Source organism: Geodermatophilus obscurus DSM 43160, assembly GCF_000025345.1.
In the GTDB taxonomy this organism is placed as follows: Bacteria; Actinomycetota; Actinomycetes; order Mycobacteriales; family Geodermatophilaceae; genus Geodermatophilus; species Geodermatophilus obscurus.
Genome location: NC_013757.1, coordinates 4,283,631 through 4,306,517 on the forward strand (window position 1 = coordinate 4,283,631; position 22,887 = coordinate 4,306,517).

A 22,887-nucleotide genomic window follows, 5' to 3' on the forward strand; every position below is an offset into this window, starting at 1 on the left:
CCAGCTGCCGTCCCGGCCCGCTCCGAGCCCCACCCGGCGCTCGATCGCGGCAGCCTCCGGCCCCCACTCCTCGCCCCGCCCCGCAGGGCGCCTCGAGCCGGCTGCGTGAGCGGAGCCGTTCCCGACCTGCCTCCTCAGCTCCCGACCACGCGCTCCTCGAGCATGCGCTTCACGGTCGCGGCGTCGGCCTTGCCGCGGGTGGCCTTCATGACGGCGCCGACGAGTGCGCCGAGGGCCTGCACCTTGCCGCCCTGCACCTTGGCGACGACGTCGGGCGCCCCGGCGATCGCGGCCTCGACCGCGGCGACCAGCTCGTCGGACTCCCCCAGCACCGCCAGGCCGCGGGCCTCGACCACATGCGCCGGGTCACCCTCACCGGCGAGCACGCCGTCGAGCGCCTGCCGGGCCAGCTGGTCGTTGATCGTGCCCTCCGCGACCAGGCGGGTCAGCTCGGCGACCTGCCGCGGGGTGACGGCGAGCTCGGAGAGCTCCACGCCGGCGTCGTTGGCGCGGCGGGCCAGCTCGCCGAGCCACCACTTGCGGGCGTCGGCCGGGGTGGCGCCGGCGGCCACGGTGGCGTCGACCAGGCCGAGCGCGCCCGCGTTGACCAGCCAGGCCATCTCGGTCGCCGACAGGCCCCACTCCTGCTGCAGCCGCGCGCGGCGGGCGACCGGCAGCTCCGGCAGCTCGGCGGCGAGCTTCTCCACCCACTCGGCGTCCGGGGCGACCGGCACCAGGTCGGGCTCGGGGAAGTACCGGTAGTCGGTGGCCTCCTCCTTGCTCCGCCCCGGCGAGGTGCTGCCGGTGTCCTCGTGGAAGTGCCGCGTCTCCTGCAGCACCCGGCCGGCCGCGTCGAGGACGGCGGCCTGGCGGCGCATCTCGTACCGGACCGCCCGCTCGACGCTGCGCAGCGAGTTGACGTTCTTGGTCTCGGTGCGGGTGCCCCACTCGAGGCTGCCGACCGGCGCCAGTGAGGTGTTCACGTCGCAGCGCAGGGAGCCCTGCTCCATCCGGACGTCGGAGGCGCCGAGGGTCTGGATGATGTCGCGCAGCTCGCTGACGTAGGCGCGGGCGACCTCGGGGGCCTTGGCGCCGGTGCCGGGGATCGGCCGGGTGACGATCTCGACCAGCGGGATGCCGGCCCGGTTGAAGTCGACCAGCGAGTGCGAGGCGCCGTGGATGCGACCGGTGGCCCCGCCGACGTGCAGGTTCTTGCCGGTGTCCTCCTCCAGGTGCACCCGCTCGATCTCCACCCGGTGGGTCTCGCCGTCGACCTCGACGTCCAGGTGGCCGGCGGTGCACAGCGGCTCGTCGTACTGGCTGGTCTGGAAGCCCTTGGGGATGTCCGGGTAGAAGTAGTTCTTGCGGGCGAAGCGGCACCAGGAGGCGATCCGGCAGCCCAGCGCCAGCCCGATGCGGATGGTCGCCTCGATGGCGGCGGCGTTGGCCACCGGCAGCGAGCCGGGCAGGCCCAGGCAGACCGGGCAGGTCTGGGTGTTGGGCTCGGCGCCGAAGGTGGTGGCGCAGCCGCAGAACATCTTCGACGCGGTGCCCAGCTCGACGTGGGTCTCCAGGCCGATGACCGGCTCGTAGCGGGTGAGGATCTCGTCGAAGTCGACGAGGCGGTCCCCGGTCTGCGTGGTGCTCATCGGGAGTCGTTCTCCTTGCGGACGGAGCGGCCGGTCACCACGGCGCCGGCGGCGGTCAGCAGGCCCAGGACGATGAAGACGGCGAAGAACACCTCGCCGGTGACGATCCAGCCGATCAGGCCCACGAGGACGACGAACGCGGTGAGGGCCCACGCGGCCTTGAGCGCGCCGTTCACGCCGGGGCCTCCGTCCGCTGGGTGAGCTCGTCGAGGAAGCGGGAGCCGCGGGCGGCGTCCAGCGCTGCCTCGACCGCGGCGGCGACCCGGTAGCAGCGGTCGTCGGCCAGCGCCGGCGCCATCACCTGGAAGCCGACCGGCAGCCCCTCGGACAGCCCGCACGGCACCGAGATCGCCGGCAGCCCGGCGAGGCTGGCCGGCAGGGTGCACAGGTCGGCGGCGTACATGGCCAGCGGGTCGTCGACGCGCGCGCCGATCGGCCAGGCCACCGTCGGGCTGGTCGGGCTGACGAGCACGTCGACGTCGTCGAACGCGCTGGTGAAGTCCCGGGTGATCAGCGTGCGGACCTTCTGCGCCTGCCCGTAGTAGGCGTCGTAGTACCCGGCGGACAGGGCGTAGGTGCCGAGCACGATCCGCCGCTTCACCTCGGGGCCGAAGCCCTGCTCGCGGGTCAGCGACATGACCTCCTCCAGGGAGTGGCTGCCGTCGTCCCCCACCCGCAGGCCGAAGCGCATGCCCTCGAAGCGGGCCAGGTTGGACGACGCCTCGCTGGGCGCGATCAGGTAGTAGGCCGGCAGCGCCAGGTCGAACGCCGGGCAGGACACCTCACGGACCTCGGCGCCCATGCCCTCGAGCAGGTCGACGGTCTCCCGCACGCGGTCCAGGACGCCGGCGTCGTAGCCGTCGGTGTGCCCGTCGCCGCCGAGCTCGCGGACGACGCCGACCCGCAGGCCGGCCAGCTCGCCGCGGGCGCCCTCCTGCACGGACCTCACCAGGACCGGCACGGGGGCGTTGATGCTGGTGGAGTCGCACCGGTCGTGCCCACCGATCACCTCGTGCAGCACGGCGGCGTCGAGCACGGTGCGCGCCATCGGGCCGGCCTGGTCGAGGCTGGAGGAGAACGCGATCAGCCCGTACCGGGACACCGAGCCGTAGGTGGGCTTGTGCCCGACCAGGCCGGTCATCGCGGCCGGCTGGCGGATCGAGCCGCCGGTGTCGGTGCCCAGCGCCCACGGGGCCAGCCCGCCGGCGACCGCGGTCGACGACCCACCGGAGGAGCCACCGGGGATCCGGTCGGGGTCCCAAGGGTTCCGCGTCGGACGGTAGGCGGAGTTCTCGGTGGAGGAGCCCATGGCGAACTCGTCCATGTTGGTCTTGCCCAGCAGCACCGTGCCGGCGGCCTTGAGCCGCGCGGTGACGGTCGCGTCGTACGGCGGGCGCCAGCCCTCGAGGATCCTCGAACCGCTGGTCGTCGGCACGCCCTCGGTGACGAAGACGTCCTTGAGCGCGACCGGCAGGCCGGCCAGCGGGCCGAGCTCCGCACCGGCGGCGCGGGCGGCGTCCACCTCGCCGGCGCGGGCGAGTGCGGCCTCGGCGTCGACGTGCAGGTAGGCGCCGAGGACGTCGTCCTGCGCGGCGATCCGGTCCAGGTAGGCCCGGGTCAGCTCGACCGAGCTGGTCTCGCCGGCCGCGAGCCGGCGGCCGAGCTCGGCGGCGTCGAGCTGCGTCAGGTCGGTGTTCACGGGGGCGGTCACTCCTCCTCCCCGAGGATCTGCGGCACACGGAAGCGGTCGTCCTCCGCCGCCGGCGCCTGCGCGAGGACGACGTCCCGCGGCAGGCTGGGGGTGACGACGTCCTCGCGCGTGACGTTGGTCAGCGGCACCGCGTGGGTCATCGGCGGGACGTCGCCGGTGTCGGCCTTCCCGACCGCGGCCACGGCGTCGAGCACCGCGGACAGCTGCCCGGCGAAGTGGTCGAGCTCCTCCTCGGTGAGGGCGAGCCGGGCCAGCCGGGCCAGGTGTGCGACGTCATCACGCCCGAGTCCGGCGACGTCCTCGCGGCCGAGCGCGGCGGACGCCTGCGACTCGGCCGTCTCCTGCGGGGAGGGGGTGCTCATGCTGGGGCGGGACTCCACTTCGTCGGCGCTCGATGGGCGCTCGTCACGACGTTCGGAACCCCGACACTGTACGTGGCGGGCCTGCCGCGCCGGTCGGCCGGAGGCGGTGCCGGGAGGTCGCTCGACCGGCGGGCGGTCGATGGGGGAAGCTGTCGCCGCCCACGATCGACGGAGATCGGCCGACCCCCGAGCACGGAGGAACCGTGTCCTATCTCCTGCGGCTGGTCGTGCCCGACCGCCCCGGCATCCTCGGCGCCGTGGCCACGGCGCTGGGCGAGTCCGGCATCGACATCGTGTCGGTGGACGTGCTCGAGCGCGGCAGCGGCGTCGCCGTCGACGACATCGTCGTCGACCTGCCCCCCGGCCGGCTCCCGGACAGCCTGATCACCGCCTCGCAGAGGGTGCCGGGCGTGCAGGTGGAGTCGTTGCGCCCCTTCGCCGGGCCACTGGACACCCACCGTGAGCTGGAGCTGCTGGAGTCGCTGGCCCGGGCCGCCACGCCGGGCCCGCCTACCCTGGCGGTCAAGCTGCTGGCCGCCGAGCTCCCCCGGGTCTTCCACAGCGGCTGGGCCGTCGTCCTCTCCGGGGACGGCGAGGGCCCGTGCGAGGTGCTGGCCGCCTCCGACGCCGCGCCGACCTTCGACGGGAGAACCGTGCCCTGGCTGCCGCTGTCGAGCGCGCGGCTGCTGCCCAGCGAGGCGGACTGGCTGCCGGAGCGCTGGCGGGAGATGGCCATCGAGATGATGGCCACCCCGTTCGGCAGCCCCCGGACGGCGGTGGTCATCGGCCGCTCCGGCGGGCCGGCGTTCCGCCGCTCGGAGCTGCTGCGCCTGGTCCACCTCGCCGGCATCGCGGCCAGCGTCGCCCACCTGCCCCCGGCCTGAGGCCCCGCTGCAGGGTCCCGCGCTGAGCCTGCGAAGCGTGGGGGCGACGGAGTCCTCGATCAGACCCCGCTCGCGTCGCTGCCGTCGCCGATCGTCGCCACCGCGCGGGCCGCCTCCGGGCCCTCCTCCAGCAGCACCCGGAAGCCGTCGTCGTCCAGGATCGGCGCCTTGACCTGCACCGCCTTGTCGTACTTGCTGCCCGGGTCGGCGCCGACGACGACGAAGCCGGTCTTCTTGCTCACCGAGCCGGTCACCTTGCCGCCGCGCTCCTGGATGGCGGCGATCGCCTGGTCGCGGCTGTGGTCGCGCAGCGAACCGGTCACGACGACGGCCACCCCGGTCAGCGGACCCGGCCCGGCGTCCTCCCCCTCGTCGGCCATCCGCACCCCGGCCGCCCGCCACTTCTCGACGACCCCGCGGTGCCAGTCGACGGCGAACCACTCCTTGACCGACCGGGCGATCGTCGGCCCGACCCCGTCGGCAGCGGCCAGCTCCTCCTCGGACGCCTCGGCGATCCGGTCGAGCGAGCGGAAGTCGCGGGCCAGCGCCTGCGCGGCGGTCGGGCCGACGTGCCGGATGGACAGGGCGACCAGCACCCGCCACAGCGGGACGTCCTTGCGGGTCTGCAGGTTGGTCAGCAGCTTGCGGCCGTTGGCCGAGAGGGCGCCGTCCTTCTTGGTGAAGAACGCCGTGCGCTCCAGCTTCTCCTCGTCGAGGGAGAAGACGTCGCCCTCGTCCTCGATGAGGTGCTCCTGCAGCAGCGCGATGCCTGCCTCGTAGCCGAGGTTCTCGATGTCGAACGCCCCGCGGCCGGCGACGTGGAACACCCGCTCCCGCAGCTGTGCGGGGCAGGACCGGGCGTTCGGGCAGCGGATGTCGGCGTCGCCCTCCTTCTCGTGCCGCAGCTCCGTGCCGCACTCCGGGCAGTGCGTGGGCATCTCGAACTCGCGTTCGTCGCCGGTGCGGGCGGCGACCACCGGGCCCAGCACCTCGGGGATCACGTCGCCGGCCTTGCGGATGACGACGGTGTCGCCGATCAGCACGCCCTTGCGCTTGACCTCGCTGGCGTTGTGCAGGGTGGCCAGCTGCACCGTCGACCCGGCGACCTTCACCGGTTCCATGTACGCGAACGGCGTGACCCGCCCGGTGCGCCCGACGTTGACCCGGATGTCCAGCAGCTTGGTGGTGGCCTCCTCCGGCGGGTACTTGAAGGCGATCGCCCACCGCGGGGCGCGCGAGGTCGAGCCCAGCCGGCGCTGCAGCGCCACCTGGTCGACCTTGACGACCACGCCGTCGATCTCGTGCTCCACCGAGTGCCGCTGCTCGCGGTAGCGCTCGATGTAGGCCCACACGCCCTCGAGGTCGTCGAGCACCTCGACGCGGTCGCTGACCGGCAGGCCCAGCTCGCGGAGCCGGGCGTAGGCCTCCGACTGCCGCTCCGGGCTGAACCCCTCGCGCGCGCCGAGCCCGTGCACGACCAGCCGCAGCGGCCGGGAGGCGGTGACCCGTGCGTCCTTCTGCCGCAGGGAGCCCGCGGCGGCGTTGCGCGGGTTGGCGAAGGGCGGCTTGCCGTCGGCGACCTGCCCGGCGTTGACCTCGGCGAACGCCTCGACCGGGAAGTAGATCTCGCCGCGCACCTCGAGCAGCGGCGGGACGTCGTCGCCGGACAGCTGCTGCGGGACGTCGTCCATCGTGCGCACGTTGGCGGTGACGTCCTCCCCCGTGACGCCGTCCCCCCGGGTGGCCGCGCGGAGCAGCCGGCCGCGCTCGTAGACCAGGTCGACCGCGACGCCGTCGACCTTGAGCTCGCACAGGTAGACCGCCGCCGAGCCGACCTCGCGCTCGACCCGGGCCGCCCACGCGGACAGCTCGTCGCTGGAGAACGCGTTGTCCAGGCTCTGCATCCGCTCCAGGTGCTTCACCGGGGCGAAGGTGGCGGCGAAGCCTCCGTTGACCTTCTGGCTCGGCGAGTCCGGCGTGACCAGCGCCGGGTGGGCGGCCTCGATCGACTTGAGCTCGCCCATGAGCTCGTCGTACTGGCCGTCGCTGACCAGCGGCGCGTCCTGCACGTAGTAGGCGAACGCGTACCGGTCGAGCTCCTCGGACAGGTCGCGGTGCCGGGTCCGCGCGTCGTCGGGGACCTCGGTGAGGTCCTCCCGCTCGGTCGGGGCCTCGACCTGGGGCTCGTCCAGCTCGGCGTCGGTGGTCACGGCGGAACGGTATCCGGCGGGTCCGACGGCGAACCGACCGTCACCCGGCCGTGTACGTCACTCGGGGAGCAGGTACCTCGCGGCCTCGCGGACGTGGGTCATGGCCCGGCGTGCGTAGCCCGGCGTCGCGCCGGCCAGCCCGCAGGACGGGGTGAGCGTGACCGCCTCGTGCAGCCGGTCGGCGGGGAAGCCGAGCTCCCGCCACCACGCCTGCAGCCGGGACGCGGTCGCCCTCGGCGCGGGCAGCGGTGCGTCGGCGCCCGGGACGACGCCCGGGAACAGCTGCGTGCCGGCCTCGACCGCGGTGCCGAGGGCGTCGAGGTCCTGCACCAGCCCGAGGTCGAAGGAGACCGCGTCCGCCCCCGCCGAGCGAAACAACTCCAGCGGGGCGCGGTCGGCGCAGCAGTGCACCACCACGGGGCCCGGCAGCGCACCGACGACGGCGGCGAGCTCCTGCTCCACCACGGTCGCCTCGACGGCGGCCAGCTTGCCGAAGCCGCTCGCCGTGGGGAGCGCCCCGCGGAGGACGGCGGGCAGGGACGGCTCGTCCAGCTGCACCACCACCCGCGCGCCCGGCACCCGTGCGGCGACGGCGGTGACGTGCGCGGCGAGGCCCTCCGTGAGCGACTGGGCCAGGTCCCGGCGGGCGCCGGGGTCGACGACGGCGCGGTCGCCGCGCGTGCGCTCGAGACCGGCGGCCAGCGTCCACGGCCCGGCCGCCTGCACCTTGAACGGGCCGGTGTAGCCCCCGGCGACGTCGTGCAGCGCGTCGAGGTCGCGGGCCAGCAGCTCTTCGGCGCGGCGCTGGTCGAGGCCCGGCCGCGGCACCAGCCGCCAGCCGGCCGGCGTCAGGTCGACGGCGAGGTCGACCAGCAGCGCGGCGCTGCGGCCGACCAGGTCCGCGCCGGCGCCGCGGCCCGGCAGCTCCGGCAGGTGGGCGAAGTCGGCCAGCTCGCCGGTGACCACGCGCAGCGCCTCGACCGGATCGCTACCGGGCAGCGAGCCGACGCCGGTGGCCGGCCCCCACGACGGTCGAGCGGGGGCCGGCTCCTCCTCGGGGGACGGTCCGGGCGCGGGCTCGATCGGTGCTGCCACGCCCGAGACGGTAGCCCCGCGACGCCTGGCCGACGCTAGGCCGTGGCGAGCACCGTGCCCTGGCCCAGCACCAGGTCGCCGCGCTCGGCGTCGGGTGCGTACAGCACCGCCGACTGCCCGGGCGCCACCCCGCGCTGGTGAGACCCCAGCAGCAGCCGCAGGCCGCCGTCGTCCCCGGCGGTGACCTCGCACGGCACCGGGGTGCCGTGCGCCCGCAGCTGCACCTCCGCGGCGAACGGCAGCGCGGGCGCGGTGCCCGTCCAGGTCGGCCGGGCGGTGCGGACCTCGCCCACCCCGGCCAGGTCGGCGGTGCCGATGGTCACCGTGCGGGTCACCGGCTCGATGCCGAGCACGTAGCGCGGCCGGGAGTCGCCGACGGCGACGCCGAGGCCGCGGCGCTGGCCGACGGTGAAGCCGTAGGCGCCCGCGTGCTCCCCCACCGTCGCGCCGGTGGCGGCGTCCACGACCGGGCCCGGCTGCGCGCCCAGCCGCCGGGCGAGGAAGCCGCGGGTGTCGCCGTCGGGGATGAAGCAGATGTCGTGCGAGTCGGCCTTGGTGGCCACCGCGAACCCGCGCTCGGTCGCGATCTCGCGCACCCGCTGCTTGGTCATCGAGCCCAGCGGGAAGACCGCGCCGGCCAGCTGGTCGGCCGTGAGGACGGCGAGCACGTAGGACTGGTCCTTGTCCGCGTCGACCGACCGCCGCAGCTCCCCGCCGGCCAGCCGCGCGTGGTGCCCGGTGACGACCGCGTCGAAGCCGAGCGCCCGGGCCCGGTCCAGCACCGCGGAGAACTTGATCTTCTCGTTGCAGCGCAGGCACGGGTTGGGCGTGCGGCCCGCGGCGTACTCGGCGACGAAGTCCTCGACGACGTCCTCGGTGAAGCGCTCAGCGAGGTCCCAGACGTAGAACGGGATACCCAGCTCGTCGGCGACCCGGCGGGCGTCGTGCGCGTCCTCGACGCTGCAGCACCCGCGGGCGCCGCTGCGCAGCGTCTGCCGGTCCGGCGAGAGCGCCAGGTGGACACCGGTGACGTCGTGCCCGGCGTCGACGGCCAGCGCTGCGGCCACCGCGGAGTCCACCCCCCCGCTCATCGCGGCCAGGACCCTCACGACGTCTCCCGTTCGGCTCCGCGGTCGCTCTGCTCCTCGCTCGCAGAGCTCGCTGCGATGCTCACTCCCTGTCGCCTCATCGCCTGCCCATCCCGGCCCGGCGGGCACGCTCCACCACCGGGCCGATCACGTCGAGGACGGCGTCGACATCGGCGTCGGTCGAGGTGTGCCCGAGGCTGAAGCGCAGTGAGCTGCGTGCCCGGTCGGGGTCGGCGCCGGTGGCCAGCAGCACGTGGCTGGGCCGGGCGACGCCGGCGCTGCAGGCCGATCCGGTGGAGCACTCCACGCCGCGGGCGTCGAGCAGCATGAGCAGCGCGTCGCCCTCCGCACCGGGGAAGGACAGGTGCGCGTTGCCCGGCAGCCGTCCCGGCCCACCGGCGACGACGTCGTCCAGCGGGGGGCCGTTGAGCTGGGCGTCGGGCACCTGCGCCACCACGCCGGACACCAGCCGGTCGCGCAGGGCGGCCAGCCGCGCGGCGCGGTCCTCCCGCTCGGCGACGGCCAGCGTGGTGGCGACCTGCAGGCCGACGATCGCCGCGACGTCGAGGGTGCCCGAGCGCACGTCGCGCTCCTGGCCGCCGCCGTGCAGCAACGGGGTGCACTCAGCCTCGCGGCGCAGCAGCAGGACGCCGGCACCCATCGGCCCGCCGAGCTTGTGGCCGGTCATGGTCAGCGCGTCGACGCCGCTGGCGGCGAAGTCGACCGGCACCTGCCCGACCGCCTGGACCGCGTCGGTGTGCAGCGGGACGCCCACGTCGTGCGCGACCTCGGCGAGCGCGGCCAGGTCGCTGACCGTGCCGATCTCGTTGTTGGCCCACATGACGCTGACCAGGGCGACGTCCTCACCGCTGCCCAGGGCCGCGTGCAGCGCCTCGGGGGTGACGCGGCCCGTCGGCTCGACGGGCAGCCAGGTGACGTCGGCGCCGTCGTGCTTGGTCAGCCACTCGACGCTGTCGAGCACCGCGTGGTGCTCGGCGGGGCTGACCACGATGCGCCGGCGGCGGGAGTCGGCGTCGCGCCGGGCCCAGAACAGGCCCTTGACGGCGAGGTTGTCGCTCTCGGTGCCGCCGCCGGTGAACAGCACCTCCGACGGGCGCGCGCCCAGCGCCTCCGCCAGCCGCTCGCGCGACTGCTCGGCGACCCGGCGCGCGGCGCGGCCGCTGGCGTGCAGCGAGGAGGCGTTGCCCACGCGGCCCAGCTGCCCGGTCATCGCGGCCAGCACTGCGGGCAGCATCGGCGTGGTTGCCGCGTGGTCCAGGTAGACCGCCTCGGAGCTGCTCATGACGCCGCCAGGGTAGTCCCGGCGCCGGGGACCGCCGCCCGCGGCGGAGCAGCCGCCCGCCCGGCCAGCCGTGCGCCCAGCAGCGCGAGGGCGGTGCAGACGGCGATGGACGCCGCCACCGCCGCGGGCAGGCCGAGCAGTCCCTGCGTCGCCGCCGCGACGAGGACGCCGGCCAGCCCGATGGACAGCGCCGACAGGGTGACGTCGGCGATCTGCAGAGCGGCCGAGTCCGCACCCCTGCGGTGCTCCGGTGACTGCTCCAGCAGCAGCACACCGACGCTGGGCATGCCGAACCCCATGCCCAGGCCGGCGACCGCCCAGGTCAGGTAGGCCGGCCAGCCGCCCAGCGCGGGGACCGCGGCCAGCACGGTCGCGGCCAGGCCCACGGCGAGCAGCACGAACCCGAGGCGGAGCAGCCGCTCCCGCGGCACCCGCGCGAAACGGCCCTGCAGCTGCGAGGCCAGCGCCCAGCCGACCGCGCCGGCCGTCAGCGGGAGGCCCGCGGCGGTGGGGCTGTAGCCGTGCACGCTGGTCAGCAGCAGCGGGATCAGCGCGTCCATGCCGAAGAAGGCGCCGGCCAGGAGCCCACGGGACGCGACCACCGCCGGCAGTCCCCGCGCGACACGGGCCGTCCCGCGTGGCAGCAGGGGGCGCAGGCCGGCAACCAGGGCCGCCGCGCCGACGACGGCGACGGGCACCGCCGGCAGGTCCAGGCGCTGGCCGGCGTACTGCAGCGCCGCGATCCCCAGACCGGCGAGCACCGCCCACCACCGCCGTCCCCTCGCCGGGGGTGGCGGGGAGTCCGGCGCGGTCAGCGACCGGCCGGCCGAGAGCACCAGCAGGGCGCCGAGGACGATCAGCGGCAGCAGACCGAGGAAGACCAGCCGCCAGCTGGCGTGCGTGGTGACCAGCCCGGCCAGGACCGGGCCCACCAGGGCCGGGAGCACCCACGCCGCGGAGATGGCGCCGAACAGGCGAGGTCGCAGCGAGGAGTCGTAGGCCTGGCCGGCGATGACGTACAGCAGGACCACCATGACGCCGGCGCCGAGCCCCTGCAGGGCCCTGCCGGCGACGAAGACCGCCATGCCCCCGGCCAGCCCGGCGACCAGCAGCCCCGCGGCGAAGGCCGCGACGCCCCAGGGCAGCGCGACGCGGGGACCGCGGCGGTCACCGGCGTCCCCGCCGACGACCATGCCCACGACCGATGCCACGAGGAAGGCGCTGAACGGCCAGCCGTACCAGGCCAGCCCGTCGAGCTCGGCGACCGCGGTGGGCATCGCCGTCCCGACGGCCATGGCCTCGAACGCGATGAAGGTGACGAGCATGAGCAGGCCCGCCGTCGTCCGCCGGTGCGCCTGGTCGAGGATGCCCGGCACCGTGCTCGCGTCCACCTCTCCGCCAACCCGGTCGGGGTCCGGACACTTCCCGCCGGACAGACGTCGAGCGCCGGCCCCCACGGGGACCGGCGCTCGAGCGTGGCGACGTACTGGAACGGCCCCGTTGCGGCCCCCTGCAGGGTCCCGCCGCGAGCCTGCGAGCGGTGGGGGGCAGGGGGTCCTTTACTTGCGGGAGTTGATGGCCTCGGTGGCCTGCGGGACGACGGTGTTCAGGTCGCCCACGACGCCGAAGTCGGCGAGCTCGAAGATCGGCGCCTCGGGGTCCTTGTTGACCGCGACGATCGTCTTCGACGTCTGCATGCCGGCCCGGTGCTGGATGGCCCCGGAGATGCCGACCGCGATGTAGAGCTGCGGGCTGACGGTCTTGCCGGTCTGCCCGACCTGGAAGGTGTGCGGGTAGTAGCCGGAGTCGACCGCGGCGCGGGAGGCGCCGACCGCCGCGCCGAGGGAGTCGGCGAGCGCCTCGATGACGGAGAAGTTCTCCGCGCTGGCCACGCCGCGACCACCGGAGACGACGATCGAGGCCTCGGTCAGCTCCGGACGCGATGACTTCTGCTCCACGACCCGGTCGACGACGCGGGTGGCCTTGGCGGCGTCGGACAGCTGTAGCGCCACCTGCTCCTCCTCGGCCGCGCCGGGTGCGGGCTCGGGGGTGACCGAGTTGCCGCGCACGGTGTAGATCGGGGTGCCGACGGTGACCTTGGAGTGCACGATCGTCGCCCCGGCGAAGGCGACCTGCGTCGCGGTGCCGTCCGGGGCGATCTCGGTGACGTCGGTGAGGAAGCCGCTGCCGGTCTTGATGGCCAGCCGGCCGGCGATCTCCTTGCCCTCCGGGGAGGACGGGATGACGACCGCGGCCGGGGACTTCTCGGCCACCAGCTGCGCGAGCACCTCGGCCTTGGGGGCGACCAGGAACTGGTCGACCTCCTCGGACTCGGCGACGTAGACCTTCTGCGCGCCGTACTCGGCCAGCTGCGCCTTGGCGGCGGCGGCCGTTCCGGGGCCGCCGACGACGACCGCTGCGGGCTCACCCAGCGCGCGGGCGGCGGTCAGCGCCTCCAGGGTGGTCTTGCGAACGCCCTCACCGGTCGGGTTGAGCTCGACGAGGACCAGGACCTCTGCCATGACTGTGTCTCCTCCTGCGCTTCGATCCGGCTCAGACGATCTTCTGGGCGGCCAGGAAGTCGACCAGCTGCGCGGCGCCGTCGCCCTCGTCGTTGACCTTGACCCCGGCCCCCTTGGGCGGGCGGCCGGCGAAGTCGACGACCTGGCTGGTCGCCGTCGCCAGGCCCACGGTCGAGGGGTCGATGCCGAGGTCGGCGAGCGACTTCTTCTCCACCGGCTTCTTCTTGGCGGCCATGATCCCCTTGAAGGAGGGGTAGCGCGGCTCGTTGATGGTGTCCCAGGTGGACACGACGGCCGGCAGCGGCGCCTCCAGCACCCAGAAGCCGCCGTCGGTCTGCCGCTCGACCCGCGCCACGCCGCCCTCGACGGTGAGCTTGCGGGCACCCGACAGCTGCGGGATGCCCAGCCGCTCGGCCAGCAGCGCCGGCATCACCGACAGCTGGCCGTCGGTGGACTCCGCACCACACAGCACGATGTCGAAGGACATCTGCTGCAGCGCGGCGGCCAGGATGGCGCTCGTCTGCGGGGCGCAGGCGCCGTGGATGGCGTCATCCACCACGTGCACGGCCCTGTCCGCGCCCATCGACAGGGCCTTGCGGATCGCGTCGGCCGCCGAGTCCGGGCCGACGGTGAGCACGGTGACCTCGCCGCCGTGGGCCTCCTTGAGGACGAGGGCCTCCTCGATGGCGTACTCGTCGATCTCGTTGACGACGTTGTCCGCGCTCCCCCGGGCGACGGTGTTGTCCGCCGGGTCCAGGTTGCGCTCGCTCCCGGAGTCGGGGACCTGCTTGACCAGAACGACGATGTCCATCGTCAACCCACCTCCACGCACAAAGGGCGCGGGCCGTCGCCCGCCTGCTCCGATAGTGGACGTTACCGGCCGGTAACGGCCCTGCTGCCGGGGACCGGGGTGAGCTGGGTCACCCCGGACCGGAGTGGCTCAGCGCCCGGTGAAGGTCGCCTTGCCGGGACCGTTCTCGAGGAACGAGCGCATGCCGATCGCCTGGTCCTCGGTGTCGAACAGCTCGGCGAACAGCTGGCTCTCCAGGACCAGGCCCTCGCGCAGTGGTCGGTCCAGGCCCTCGTCGATCGCCCTCTTGGCGGCGGCCAGCGCCAGCGGCGGGCCGGCGGCGAACTTGCGCGCCATGGCCACCGCCGTCTCGTACACCTCCGCGTCGGGGACGACGGCATCGGCCAGCCCGATCTCCATCGCCTCCTCCGCCCCGACGTGCCGGCCGGTGAAGACCAGGTCCTTCGCCTTGGCCGGGCCGACCAGCCGGGCCAGCCGCTGGGTCCCACCTGCGCCGGGGATGACGCCGAGGAGGATCTCGGGCTGGCCGACCTTCGCGCCGGCGCCCATGACCCGGAAGTCGGCGCACAGGGCCAGCTCGTATCCGCCGCCCAGCGCGTAGCCGGTGATCGCGGCGATCACCGGCTTGGGGATCTCCTGGACGGCGGTGAACGAGTCGGTGAGCTCGCGGCCCCAGGCGACCATGCTGCGGCCGTCGAGCTGGGACATCGCCTTGATGTCGGCACCGGCGGCGAACACCCGCTCCCCGCCGTAGACCACGACGGCCCGCACGTCCCCGCGCTTCCCGGCCTCCAGGGCCGCGGCACGGACCTCCATGTGCAGCTGCTCGTTGATCGCGTTCATCTTGGGCCGGTCGAGGCGGATGGTCCCCACCCCGTCCTCGACCTGCAGCATCACGAACTCCGGCTCTGCCACGGGGACCTCCTGAGGGTGGACGACGTCGTCGCCCGCACCCTAGCCAGCGGTCCGCCGCAGCCCCCGGCGGGCGACCCGGTGACGTCCTGGAACGGCCACCCTCCAGTCGGGAGGACCCCCTCTGCCCAGCACCCGCCGGCTCGCGGCGGACCCCTGGAAGGGGCCGAGTGGGGGAAGCGGTCGGAAGGGTGGTCCTCCCTCAGGCGGCCGGCGGCAGGTACTGCAGCCGGCTGTCCTCGAAGACGCGGCGATCGGGCGCCACGACGAGCTCGGCCGGCCCGCGAACGGCCTCGAGCACGTCGACCAGGAACCCGCAGCGCTGGGTCGAGGGCACGCGGTACCCCGGCCCGGTGACCACCCAGACGGCCGACCCGTCACCGGCGCGCTCCAGCACGTCGGCGGCGACGGCGGCCGACGGCGTGCTCGTCATGCGCGCCTCGTAGTCGGTCCAGTCGACCCGGTCGGCCGGGCGCAGGTCCGGGTAGACGACCAGGTCCAGCCCGGCCTCCGGGGGGATCAGCCGGGACACCGAGGGCCCGAGCTGGTCGGGGCAGAAGACGACGACGTCGCCGGGGCGGGCGTCGTCGAGCGCCTGGGCCACCTCGCCCGCCTGGGTGCGCGGGTCGGTCAGCTCCGGCAGTGCGGTGACCAGCCCGAGCCCGGCGACGACGACCAGCCCGGTGGCGCGCACGCCGGTGCCGGGCAGGGCCGCCACGCCCCAGGCGGCCAGCGCGAGGAACCCGAACACGGCGACGCTGGTGTAGCGGTCGGCGACCGCGGTGCCCGTCAGTCCGCTCACCGCGCCGGCCACGAGCAGGGTGCCCAGCGACAGCGCCAGCAGGACCGCGCGCGAGGGCCGCGGCCGCAGCGACAGGAGCACCGTGCGCTCGCCGGGACGCCGGGCGGCGGCCGCGGCGAGGAGACCCAGGGCGGCCAGCAGCAGCAGCGCCGTCCCGAGGACGTGGGCGCGCACCTGGGACCCGCCCTGCCAGGCCTCCAGTGCCAGGGGCAGCACGGCGAAGGCGGGCGGTGCGGCCCACGGCGTCCCGGTGTGTGCCAGCTGCACGAGCAGCGAGAGCACCCAGGGGGTGAACAGCAGCCCGCCCACGGCCAGCCCGACGAGCAGGCGCAGCGCCGGGCCGCGGCGGACCGGCAGCGTCGCGAGGGCGAGCAGCCCGACGACCGCGACGACGTGGAAGCCCCACAGGTGCGTGAGCAGCAGGGCGCCGACGACCACACCGAGGCGGAGGACCGGCCCCGGACCGGGACGGCGCACCACCGCAACGGCGGCGCCCACGCAGAGCACGGTCAGCAGCACCAGCAGCGCGTACATCCGCGTCTCGCTGGCGTAGCGGATCAGGAACGGCGAGGTGGCGAGCAGCACGACCAGCGCGACCGCGACGCGGCGACCGGCCAGCCGGCGGCCGAGGTCCCAGGCCAGCGGCAGCGTCAGGACGCTGATCCCCGCCGACAGGGCGCGCACCGCGGTGGCGCTCTCCCCGAACACCGCGATCCAGGCGTGCAGCAGCAGGTAGTACAGCGGCGGCGAGCCGTCCTGCTCCAGCGCGGCGAACAGCTCCGGCAGCGGCAGCCGCGCGATCGCGACGCTCTGCGCTTCGTCGAGCCACAGCTCCGGGGGCGCGATGAAGCGGGCGACGACCCCGGCGGTGACGAGGCCGCCGATGACGACGGCGAGCACGGCGACCGGCCACGGCTGGCCCGAGCGCTCACCGAGGCGGGGCCACGCTCCCGACCGGCGGACCGGTCGCGCCGGCGCCGGGCGCTGGAGGGCGGTGGGAGGAGCGGCCTGCGTGCCGCCGGGCCTAGGCGACACGCGTACGACGGTCGAGCGGCCACCCGGCGGACCCCGCCGCACCGACGACGGTGCCGGCCCGGGCGACGGGGACGCGGACGTCCGCCACGATCACCTCGGGGGCAGCGGACCCTGCGGGTCCGACGTCGGCGGGAGAGCCGGTTCCCGGCTGTGGCCTGCGCACGCGTCCTCCGAAACTCTCCCGGCGTCCCGGGACTGGTGCACCACGCCGTCGTCTCGGACGTGGCGGATCCGCTGTACCCCGATGGTCCGGAACCGGAACCTGTGGGTCACCTCTGGGGGTGGCCGCGCTGCCACCGGCCGCAGTGTGACCGGACGGCGGGTCGGCGCGCCACAGCACCGCCAGGCCGGACGGCGAGGTCGCCACCTGTGCGTAGTGGGTCCGCAGCTCTGCGGTGACCTCCCGGGTGCCCTCGGTCCGCCGCACGTCCTCCCCGGCCCGGTCCAGGCCCAGCACCACGACCGCGTCGAGGTCGCCGCGGACGGCGGGGAGGTCGACCACCGGCGGGATGCGCTCCAGGCCGTGCAGCTCCGGATCGGCGTCCAGCCGCTGGCGCAGGTACGGCGGCCCGTCGAAGCGCACCTGGAAGTAGTCGTGCACCGCCTCGTAGTGGCCGACGTCGACGCCCCCGGCGCGGACCGCCAGCCGGCTGGACTCGTGGCGCAGCGGGTCCGGCGACCCCGTGCCGGGCCAGACGACCGACCGGTCGTACTGCAGGACGGCGATGGTGGAGCCGGGCGGGATCTGCTCGGCCAGCGCCAGCAGCTCACCGACCTCGTCGGCCGCGGCGTCCTGCGCGGGCAGCCGGCTGAGCGCGGCGGCCGAGGCCGCGGCCACCAGCAGCACGGTCGCGGCGGCACCGACCCGCGGGCCCGGAGGACGCGTGGCGGCCCACAGCACCAGCAGGAGCGGCGGGAACCAGGCCAGCCGGGCGGCGAGGAAGCCGAAGTCCTCGCCCAGCCGGTCCGGCGTCAGCCAGTAGACCGCCGTGACGCCGGCCAGCAGCAGCCCGAGCGCGACCCGCTCCGGTCCCAGCCCGGACCCCCCCGGCCGCGCCCGCCGCAGCGCCGCGGCGGCGAGGACGGCGAGCACGACGACGGTGAGCAGCGCCGGCAGCAGTTCCTCGCCCCAGCCGGTGACGAACGGCCGCAGCCCGATCAGCAGCGCGCCGAGCCGCGACCACGACGGCCCGATCTCGCCCTCGGCCGGTGGTCCCTCCCCCGTGGCGAGGTAGCGGGCGGTCAGCGCCGCCGAGGGCAGGACGGCCAGCAGCACCGGGACGGCGTGCTGCCGGACGGCGGCGGGGACCGCCCGGCCGCCGCGGACGGCGCAGACGGTGCGGACCCCGGCCAGCACCAGCGCACTGCCCGCCGCGAACACCCACGGCAGCAGGTGCGCGGTCCAGGTCAGCACGAGCAGGGCGGTCAGCCCCGCCGCCCCGGCCACCCGCCACCCGTCCCGGCGGCGCAGCGCCACAGCGAGGACGAGCAGCGCCCCGATCACGCCGAGCACGAAGTTGTAGAAGCCGTAGGCCACCAGGTGGCTGCCGGCGAGGGGCAGCGCGGCCGCGGCGAGCCACCAGGCCCGCCGGTCCAGGGCGCGCACCACCCAGGCCAGCGCAGCGACCAGGCCGAGGACGAGCCCGGCGACCAGCAGCGCCTCCGCGCCGTCCGGGCCGGCCAGGGGCAGCAGAGCGGTCAGCAGCAGCGTGGCCAGCATGTTGGGCACCGGCGTCAGGTCGCTGCGGTAGTGCTCGCGCAGCAGCGCGCCGGTGGCGTCGTCGTCCCCGGAGTGGAGCAGGACCCAGGCGCCGGCCACGTGCGCGGGACCGTCCTGGCTGAGCACCGTGGGGAAGAGCACCAGCGGCAGCAGCTGGACGACGACCCCGACCGCCAGCGCGGTGCCGGCGACGAGCGCGGGCGGCGAGGGGCGGCGGCTCGGGCGATCCGGCGCGGCCCCCCTGTAGGGGCCCGCCGCGAGCCTGCGAGCGGTGGGGGACAGGGGGGTCCTCTTTCAGGCGGCCCGGCGGGCGGTCCAGCGCCCGTCGGAGCGCTGCACCTGCAGCGCCAGCCCGAAGGTCTCCGACAGCGCCTCCTGGGTGACCACCTGGTCCATCGGCCCGGCTGCCACGACCTGCCCGCCGCGCAGCAGCAGCGCGTGGGTGTAGCCGGGCGGGATCTCCTCGACGTGGTGGGTCACCAGCACCTGGGCCGGGGCGTGGAGGTAGCGGGCCAGGTCGGTCAGCCGGCTGACCAGGTCCTCGCGGCCGCCGAGGTCCAGGCCCGCGCCCGGCTCGTCGAGCAGCAGCAGTTCCGGGTCGGGCATGAGCGCACGGGCGATCTGCACCCGCTTGCGCTCGCCCTCGCTGAGCGTGCCGAACGGGCGGTGCGCCATCGGGGTCACGCCCCACTGCTGCATGAGAACCGCCGCGCGGGTGAGGTCGTGGACGTCGTAGCGCTCCCGCCAGCGGCCGACCACGGCGTACCCGGCGGAGAGGACGACGTCGCCGGTGCGCTCGCCGGGCTCGATCCGCTGGGCCAGCGCGGCGCTGGTCAGCCCGATCCGCGGCCGCAGCTCGAAGACGTCGACCGCACCGAGGGTCTCGCCGAGCAGCGTCACCGTCCCCCGCGTGGGGTGCATCTGCGCCGCGGCCAGCTGCAGCAGCGTCGTCTTGCCCGCGCCGTTCGGACCGAGGACCACCCAGCGCTGGTCGGCCTCGACCGTCCAGTCGATCCCGCGCAGCAGGTACGTCTGCCCCCGGACGACGTCCACACCCTGCATCTCGACGACCGGATCGCTCGACACGCCCCCCATCCAACCAACCCGCACCGCACCCGCGCCGCTGCGACCCCGAGTCGGCCGGTGCTGTCAGGATCGCTGCCGTGCACAGCAGCCCGGACGAGTACGAGGTGTGGCCCGGTTCCCCCGCCCCCCTGGGAGCCCACTGGGACGGCACCGGGACCAACTTCGCGCTGTGGTCGGCCGGTGCGCACGCGGTCGACCTGTGCCTGTTCGACGACGGCACCGAGCACCGTCTCCGGCTGCGGGAGAACACCCACCAGGTCTGGCACGGCCGGCTGCCCGGCGTCGGCCCCGGCCAGCGCTACGGCTACCGCGTGCACGGCGGCTGGGACCCCAGCTCCGGGCTGCGGCACAACCCCGCCAAGCTGCTGCTGGACCCCTACGCCAGGGCGGTCGACGGCGACCAGGCCCTGCACCCGGCGCTGTTCGGCTTCCGGTACGAGGGCGGCGAGGGCCCCGACCCGCGCGACTCCGCGCCGTACGTGCCACGCGGCGTCGTGGTGCACGACTCGTTCCCGTGGGACGGCGACCGCTCCCCCACCACGCCGTGGTCGGACACGGTCATCTACGAGGTGCACCTCAAGGGCGCGACGATCCGCCACCCCGACGTCCCGCCGGCCCTGCGCGGCACCTACGCGGGCCTGGCCCACCCCGCGTTCATCGAGCACCTGCAGTCCCTCGGCGTGACCGCCGTCGAACTCCTGCCCGTGCACCACTTCGTCAGCGAGCCGCACCTGCTGCGCCGCGGACTGAGCAACTACTGGGGCTACAACACGCTGGGCTACTTCGCCCCGCACGCGGCCTACAGCTCCTCGGGCACGGCCGGGCAGCAGGTCACCGAGTTCAAGGCGATGGTCAAGTCGCTGCACGCTGCAGGCATCGAGGTCGTCCTCGACGTCGTCTACAACCACACCGCCGAGGGCGACCACACCGGCCCGACCCTGTCGTTCAAGGGCATCGACAACGGCGGCTACTACCGGCTGCGCGAGGGCGACCCGTCCCGCTACCAGGACTACACCGGCTGCGGGAACACCCTCGACGTCCGCCGTCCCCAGGTGCTGGCGCTGCTCATGGACTCGCTGCGCTACTGGGTGACCGAGATGCACGTCGACGGCTTCCGCTTCGACCTCGCCGCGGCGCTGGCCCGCTCGCTGCACGACGTCGACCGGCTCTCCGCCTTCTTCGACGTCATCCACCAGGACCCGGTGGTCAGCCGGGTCAAGCTCATCGCCGAGCCCTGGGACGTCGGCCCCGGCGGCTACCAGGTCGGCAACTTCCCGCCGCTGTGGACCGAGTGGAACGGGCAGTACCGCGACACCGTGCGCGACGTGTGGTCCAGCGCCCGCGTGGGGGTGCGGGACCTGGCCTACCGGCTGACCGGCTCCTCGGACCTCTACCGCTCCGACGGCCGGCGTCCCTTCGCCAGCGTCAACTTCGTCACCGCCCACGACGGCTTCCCCCTGGCCGACCTGGTCACCTACGAGCGCAAGCTCAACGAGGCCAACGGCGAGGACAACCGGGACGGCGAGAGCCACAACCGGAACTGGAACTGCGGCGTCGAGGGCCCGACCGACGACCCGCAGGTCACCGCGCTGCGGGCGCGCCAGGTCCGCAACCACCTGGCCACGCTGCTGCTGTCGACCGGCGTCCCGATGCTCACCGCGGGCGACGAGCTCGGCCGGACGCAGGGCGGCAACAACAACGCCTACTGCCAGGACAACGAGGTCTCCTGGCTCGACTGGGCCGACGTGGACGAGGACCTGCGCGCCTTCGTCGCCCGCCTGGTGCGGCTGCGCCGGGACTCCCCCGTGCTGCGGCAGGAGGCGTTCTTCGAGGGGCACGAGCTCCCCGACACCGGCGGCACGCGCGACCTGGCCTGGTTCGCCCCGGGCGGTGCGCAGCTGGATACCGCCGGCTGGTTCGACACCGGGCTGCAGACGATCGGGATGTACCTGGACGGCCGCGGCATCCGGCACCGGGACCAGCGCGGCCGGCCGGTGCAGGACGACTCCTACCTCGTGCAGCTGCACGCCGGCGCGGAGCCGGTCACCGTGCACCTGCCCGGCGCTCCCTGGGCCGACGGCTACGAGTTCGTCGTCTCGACCGAGTGGTCCACCGGCGCACCGCCGCGGCCGGCCGTGGTCGCGCCCGGCCCGATCGAGGTGCCGCCGCGCTGCGTCTGGCTGCTCCGGGTCCTCCGCCGGCCCTGACACCGCGGCCCGGTGCCGTCCAGGGCTCCACCGCCGGGGTTCCTCGTGCCGTCCCTCCACTGCCGGGGTTCCTCGTGCCCTGCCGGTGCTGCAGCGCCGGGACAGCGCGAGGAACGCCGGCAACGGTCAGCTCGGCGCTCCCTCGCGGTTAGGCCGCTCCCGCACTGGTGCAACGGCGCGGGAGCAGGCGGAACAGCGCGGTAGTCGGTGGGGCGGGTCCGCCCCGGACGCAGAGAGCCCGGTCCGCACGGACCGGGGCTCTCTCGGCCATGGGACCCTCCGGGGTCCTTCGCCGAGGCGTGGGGGAAGGGCGGCCCCGTCCCGAGGCTCACCCTGAGCTTTCGAAGGGTGAGGAGGACGGGGTCCTTCCTCAGTCGGGCTGCTGCTCGAAGGTGATGACCGTCCAGCCCAGCAGGAGCCGGTCGCCATCGGAGAGCGGGTGGGCCACGCCGGGCTCGAGCTGGGTCCACTCGGTGGCCTCGGGGCCGGCGACGTGCGTGCCGTTGAGCGACCCGAGGTCGACCAGCGACACCTCGCGGCCGCTGCGCTGGATCGCCGCGTGCGCCGAGGAGAGCACGTTCTGGGTGTCGGCGATCGGCACCGGCCGTGCGGAGCCCGCGGTGACCAGCTCGTGGTTGTCCGGACGGCGGCCGAGCACGAGGTCCTCGTCGACGGTCACGACCAGGCCGTCGTCGAAGCGCAGCACCGGCGCTGGCGCGGTCTCCGGCTTCCAGAAGGCGGTCGCCTCGCCCTCGTCGTCCTGCTGGCGCGCGGGGGCGGCCGTCGCGCCGTACCCGGAGGACCCGGCGCTGCCGAAGCCCGCGTCGGAGCCGGCGGTGAACGACGGCGCCGCCTGCGGGGCGGCGGCCGTCGACGGGTGTGCGACCGCGGCCAGCTGCAGCATCGCCCCCGAGCCGGGGACGGTGCCCTCGACCAGGTCGTAGGCGACCCCCGGCGGCATGGTGGGCACCGGCTGGCCAGGGCCGACGTAGAGGGTCTGGCCGAGCTGGAAGCCGCTGGCGAGGGTGCAGCCGTCGACCGACGAGCCCGACACCGGGACGCCGTCCACGGCCGGCTGGCCCTTGCCGCACCACAGCGCGACGCCGTTTCCTGAGCCGCCGGCGGTGTCGACGAGGACCAGCGCGAAGGACGCCGAGCTGCCACCGAGGACGGAAACCTGACCGGCGATGGCCGCGAGAACGCGCTCCGCGCCGGGGCCGGCCACCCCCAGGCAGGCGTGCAGCGCGGCGACCAGGGCCGGCGAGCCGGGGGCGTCCACCCACAGCAGGCCGCCTCCACGTCGGGCGACGACGGAGTCGCCTGGCAGGACTTCACAGCGGTCGGGCATGGCGTCCAGCCTAGAGGCGACTCGCCCGACTGGGTGATCCGTCTTCCCCGCCACGCCGAGCGGGTCGCACCGGCCGGAGACCGGTGCGACACGCGTGGCGGGTGTGCCTCCCGTGGCCTCGTCGCGAGCCTGCGAGTGGCGG

At 75.0% G+C, this 22,887-nt stretch carries 18 protein-coding genes; 2 read left to right on the forward strand and 16 right to left on the reverse strand.

Annotation, left to right across the window (positions count from 1 at the left end):
• Positions 1-134: 134 nt before the first annotated feature.
• From gatB to gatC, 4 genes are read right to left on the reverse strand one after another with little or no spacing between them, the layout of a single operon-like run.
• Positions 135-1,649 (reverse strand): Asp-tRNA(Asn)/Glu-tRNA(Gln) amidotransferase subunit GatB, encoded by a 1,515-nt coding sequence (gatB, locus tag GOBS_RS19935; RefSeq protein ID WP_012950071.1) that lies wholly within the window; start codon positions 1,647-1,649, stop codon positions 135-137.
• Positions 1,646-1,825, reverse strand: coding sequence for a hypothetical protein (locus GOBS_RS19940; RefSeq protein ID WP_012950072.1), 180 nt, complete (start codon positions 1,823-1,825; stop codon positions 1,646-1,648). Before GOBS_RS19940 ends, gatB begins: the two co-directional genes overlap by 4 nt.
• On the reverse strand, positions 1,822-3,360 hold the full coding sequence (gatA, locus tag GOBS_RS19945; protein ID WP_012950073.1) for an Asp-tRNA(Asn)/Glu-tRNA(Gln) amidotransferase subunit GatA: 1,539 nt from the start codon (positions 3,358-3,360) through the stop codon (positions 1,822-1,824). Before gatA ends, GOBS_RS19940 begins: the two co-directional genes overlap by 4 nt.
• Positions 3,357-3,722, reverse strand: a complete 366-nt coding sequence (gatC, locus tag GOBS_RS19950; protein WP_012950074.1) for an Asp-tRNA(Asn)/Glu-tRNA(Gln) amidotransferase subunit GatC — start codon at positions 3,720-3,722, stop codon at positions 3,357-3,359. Before gatC ends, gatA begins: the two co-directional genes overlap by 4 nt.
• A 203-nt stretch (positions 3,723-3,925) precedes the next feature.
• Between gatC and GOBS_RS19955 the strand changes: the two genes are divergently transcribed.
• Complete coding sequence (locus GOBS_RS19955) at positions 3,926-4,606, forward strand: ACT domain-containing protein (protein WP_012950075.1); 681 nt, start codon at positions 3,926-3,928, stop codon at positions 4,604-4,606.
• 59 nt (positions 4,607-4,665) lie between these two features.
• Here GOBS_RS19955 and ligA read toward each other — a convergent pair whose 3' ends face one another.
• The 11 genes from ligA to GOBS_RS20010 form a co-directional block, all read right to left on the reverse strand.
• Positions 4,666-6,816, reverse strand: coding sequence for an NAD-dependent DNA ligase LigA (gene ligA, locus GOBS_RS19960; RefSeq protein ID WP_012950076.1), 2,151 nt, complete (start codon positions 6,814-6,816; stop codon positions 4,666-4,668).
• A 57-nt stretch (positions 6,817-6,873) separates the two neighbouring features.
• The gene (locus tag GOBS_RS19965) at positions 6,874-7,911 is read right to left on the reverse strand and encodes a methionine synthase (protein WP_012950077.1); all 1,038 of its coding nucleotides are present in this window, start codon (positions 7,909-7,911) and stop codon (positions 6,874-6,876) included.
• A gap of 35 nt (positions 7,912-7,946) precedes the next feature.
• A complete protein-coding gene (mnmA, locus tag GOBS_RS19970; RefSeq protein ID WP_012950078.1) occupies positions 7,947-9,020 on the reverse strand; it encodes a tRNA 2-thiouridine(34) synthase MnmA in 1,074 nt (357 codons plus the stop codon).
• A gap of 76 nt (positions 9,021-9,096) precedes the next feature.
• The gene (locus tag GOBS_RS19975; RefSeq protein ID WP_012950079.1) at positions 9,097-10,302 is read right to left on the reverse strand and encodes a cysteine desulfurase family protein; all 1,206 of its coding nucleotides are present in this window, start codon (positions 10,300-10,302) and stop codon (positions 9,097-9,099) included.
• Positions 10,299-11,693, reverse strand: coding sequence for an MFS transporter (locus GOBS_RS19980; RefSeq protein WP_012950080.1), 1,395 nt, complete (start codon positions 11,691-11,693; stop codon positions 10,299-10,301). Before GOBS_RS19980 ends, GOBS_RS19975 begins: the two co-directional genes overlap by 4 nt.
• 168 nt (positions 11,694-11,861) lie before the next feature.
• A complete protein-coding gene (locus GOBS_RS19985; RefSeq protein WP_012950081.1) occupies positions 11,862-12,824 on the reverse strand; it encodes an electron transfer flavoprotein subunit alpha/FixB family protein in 963 nt (320 codons plus the stop codon).
• 31 nt (positions 12,825-12,855) lie between these two features.
• A complete protein-coding gene (locus GOBS_RS19990) occupies positions 12,856-13,635 on the reverse strand; it encodes an electron transfer flavoprotein subunit beta/FixA family protein (protein ID WP_012950082.1) in 780 nt (259 codons plus the stop codon).
• A 129-nt stretch (positions 13,636-13,764) separates the two neighbouring features.
• On the reverse strand, positions 13,765-14,550 hold the full coding sequence (locus tag GOBS_RS19995; protein ID WP_012950083.1) for an enoyl-CoA hydratase/isomerase family protein: 786 nt from the start codon (positions 14,548-14,550) through the stop codon (positions 13,765-13,767).
• A 199-nt stretch (positions 14,551-14,749) separates the two neighbouring features.
• Positions 14,750-16,384 carry a glycosyltransferase family 39 protein gene (locus GOBS_RS20000; protein WP_012950084.1) on the reverse strand — a complete coding sequence of 545 codons (1,635 nt, stop codon included), beginning with the start codon at positions 16,382-16,384 and terminating at the stop codon, positions 14,750-14,752.
• Positions 16,374-18,245 (reverse strand): hypothetical protein, encoded by a 1,872-nt coding sequence (locus GOBS_RS20005; protein WP_012950085.1) that lies wholly within the window; start codon positions 18,243-18,245, stop codon positions 16,374-16,376. Before GOBS_RS20005 ends, GOBS_RS20000 begins: the two co-directional genes overlap by 11 nt.
• A gap of 153 nt (positions 18,246-18,398) precedes the next feature.
• Positions 18,399-19,199 (reverse strand): ABC transporter ATP-binding protein, encoded by an 801-nt coding sequence (locus GOBS_RS20010; protein WP_012950086.1) that lies wholly within the window; start codon positions 19,197-19,199, stop codon positions 18,399-18,401.
• Positions 19,200-19,267: 68 nt separating this feature from the next.
• Here GOBS_RS20010 and glgX point away from each other — a divergent pair, with 68 nt between their 5' ends.
• On the forward strand, positions 19,268-21,397 hold the full coding sequence (glgX, locus tag GOBS_RS20015; RefSeq protein ID WP_012950087.1) for a glycogen debranching protein GlgX: 2,130 nt from the start codon (positions 19,268-19,270) through the stop codon (positions 21,395-21,397).
• 370 nt (positions 21,398-21,767) lie between these two features.
• On the opposite strand, the gene GOBS_RS20020 is transcribed toward glgX, so the two are convergent.
• Positions 21,768-22,745: an FHA domain-containing protein gene (locus tag GOBS_RS20020; RefSeq protein WP_012950088.1), complete on the reverse strand. Its 978-nt coding sequence runs from the start codon at positions 22,743-22,745 to the stop codon at positions 21,768-21,770.
• Between the last annotated feature and the right edge of the window lie 142 nt (positions 22,746-22,887).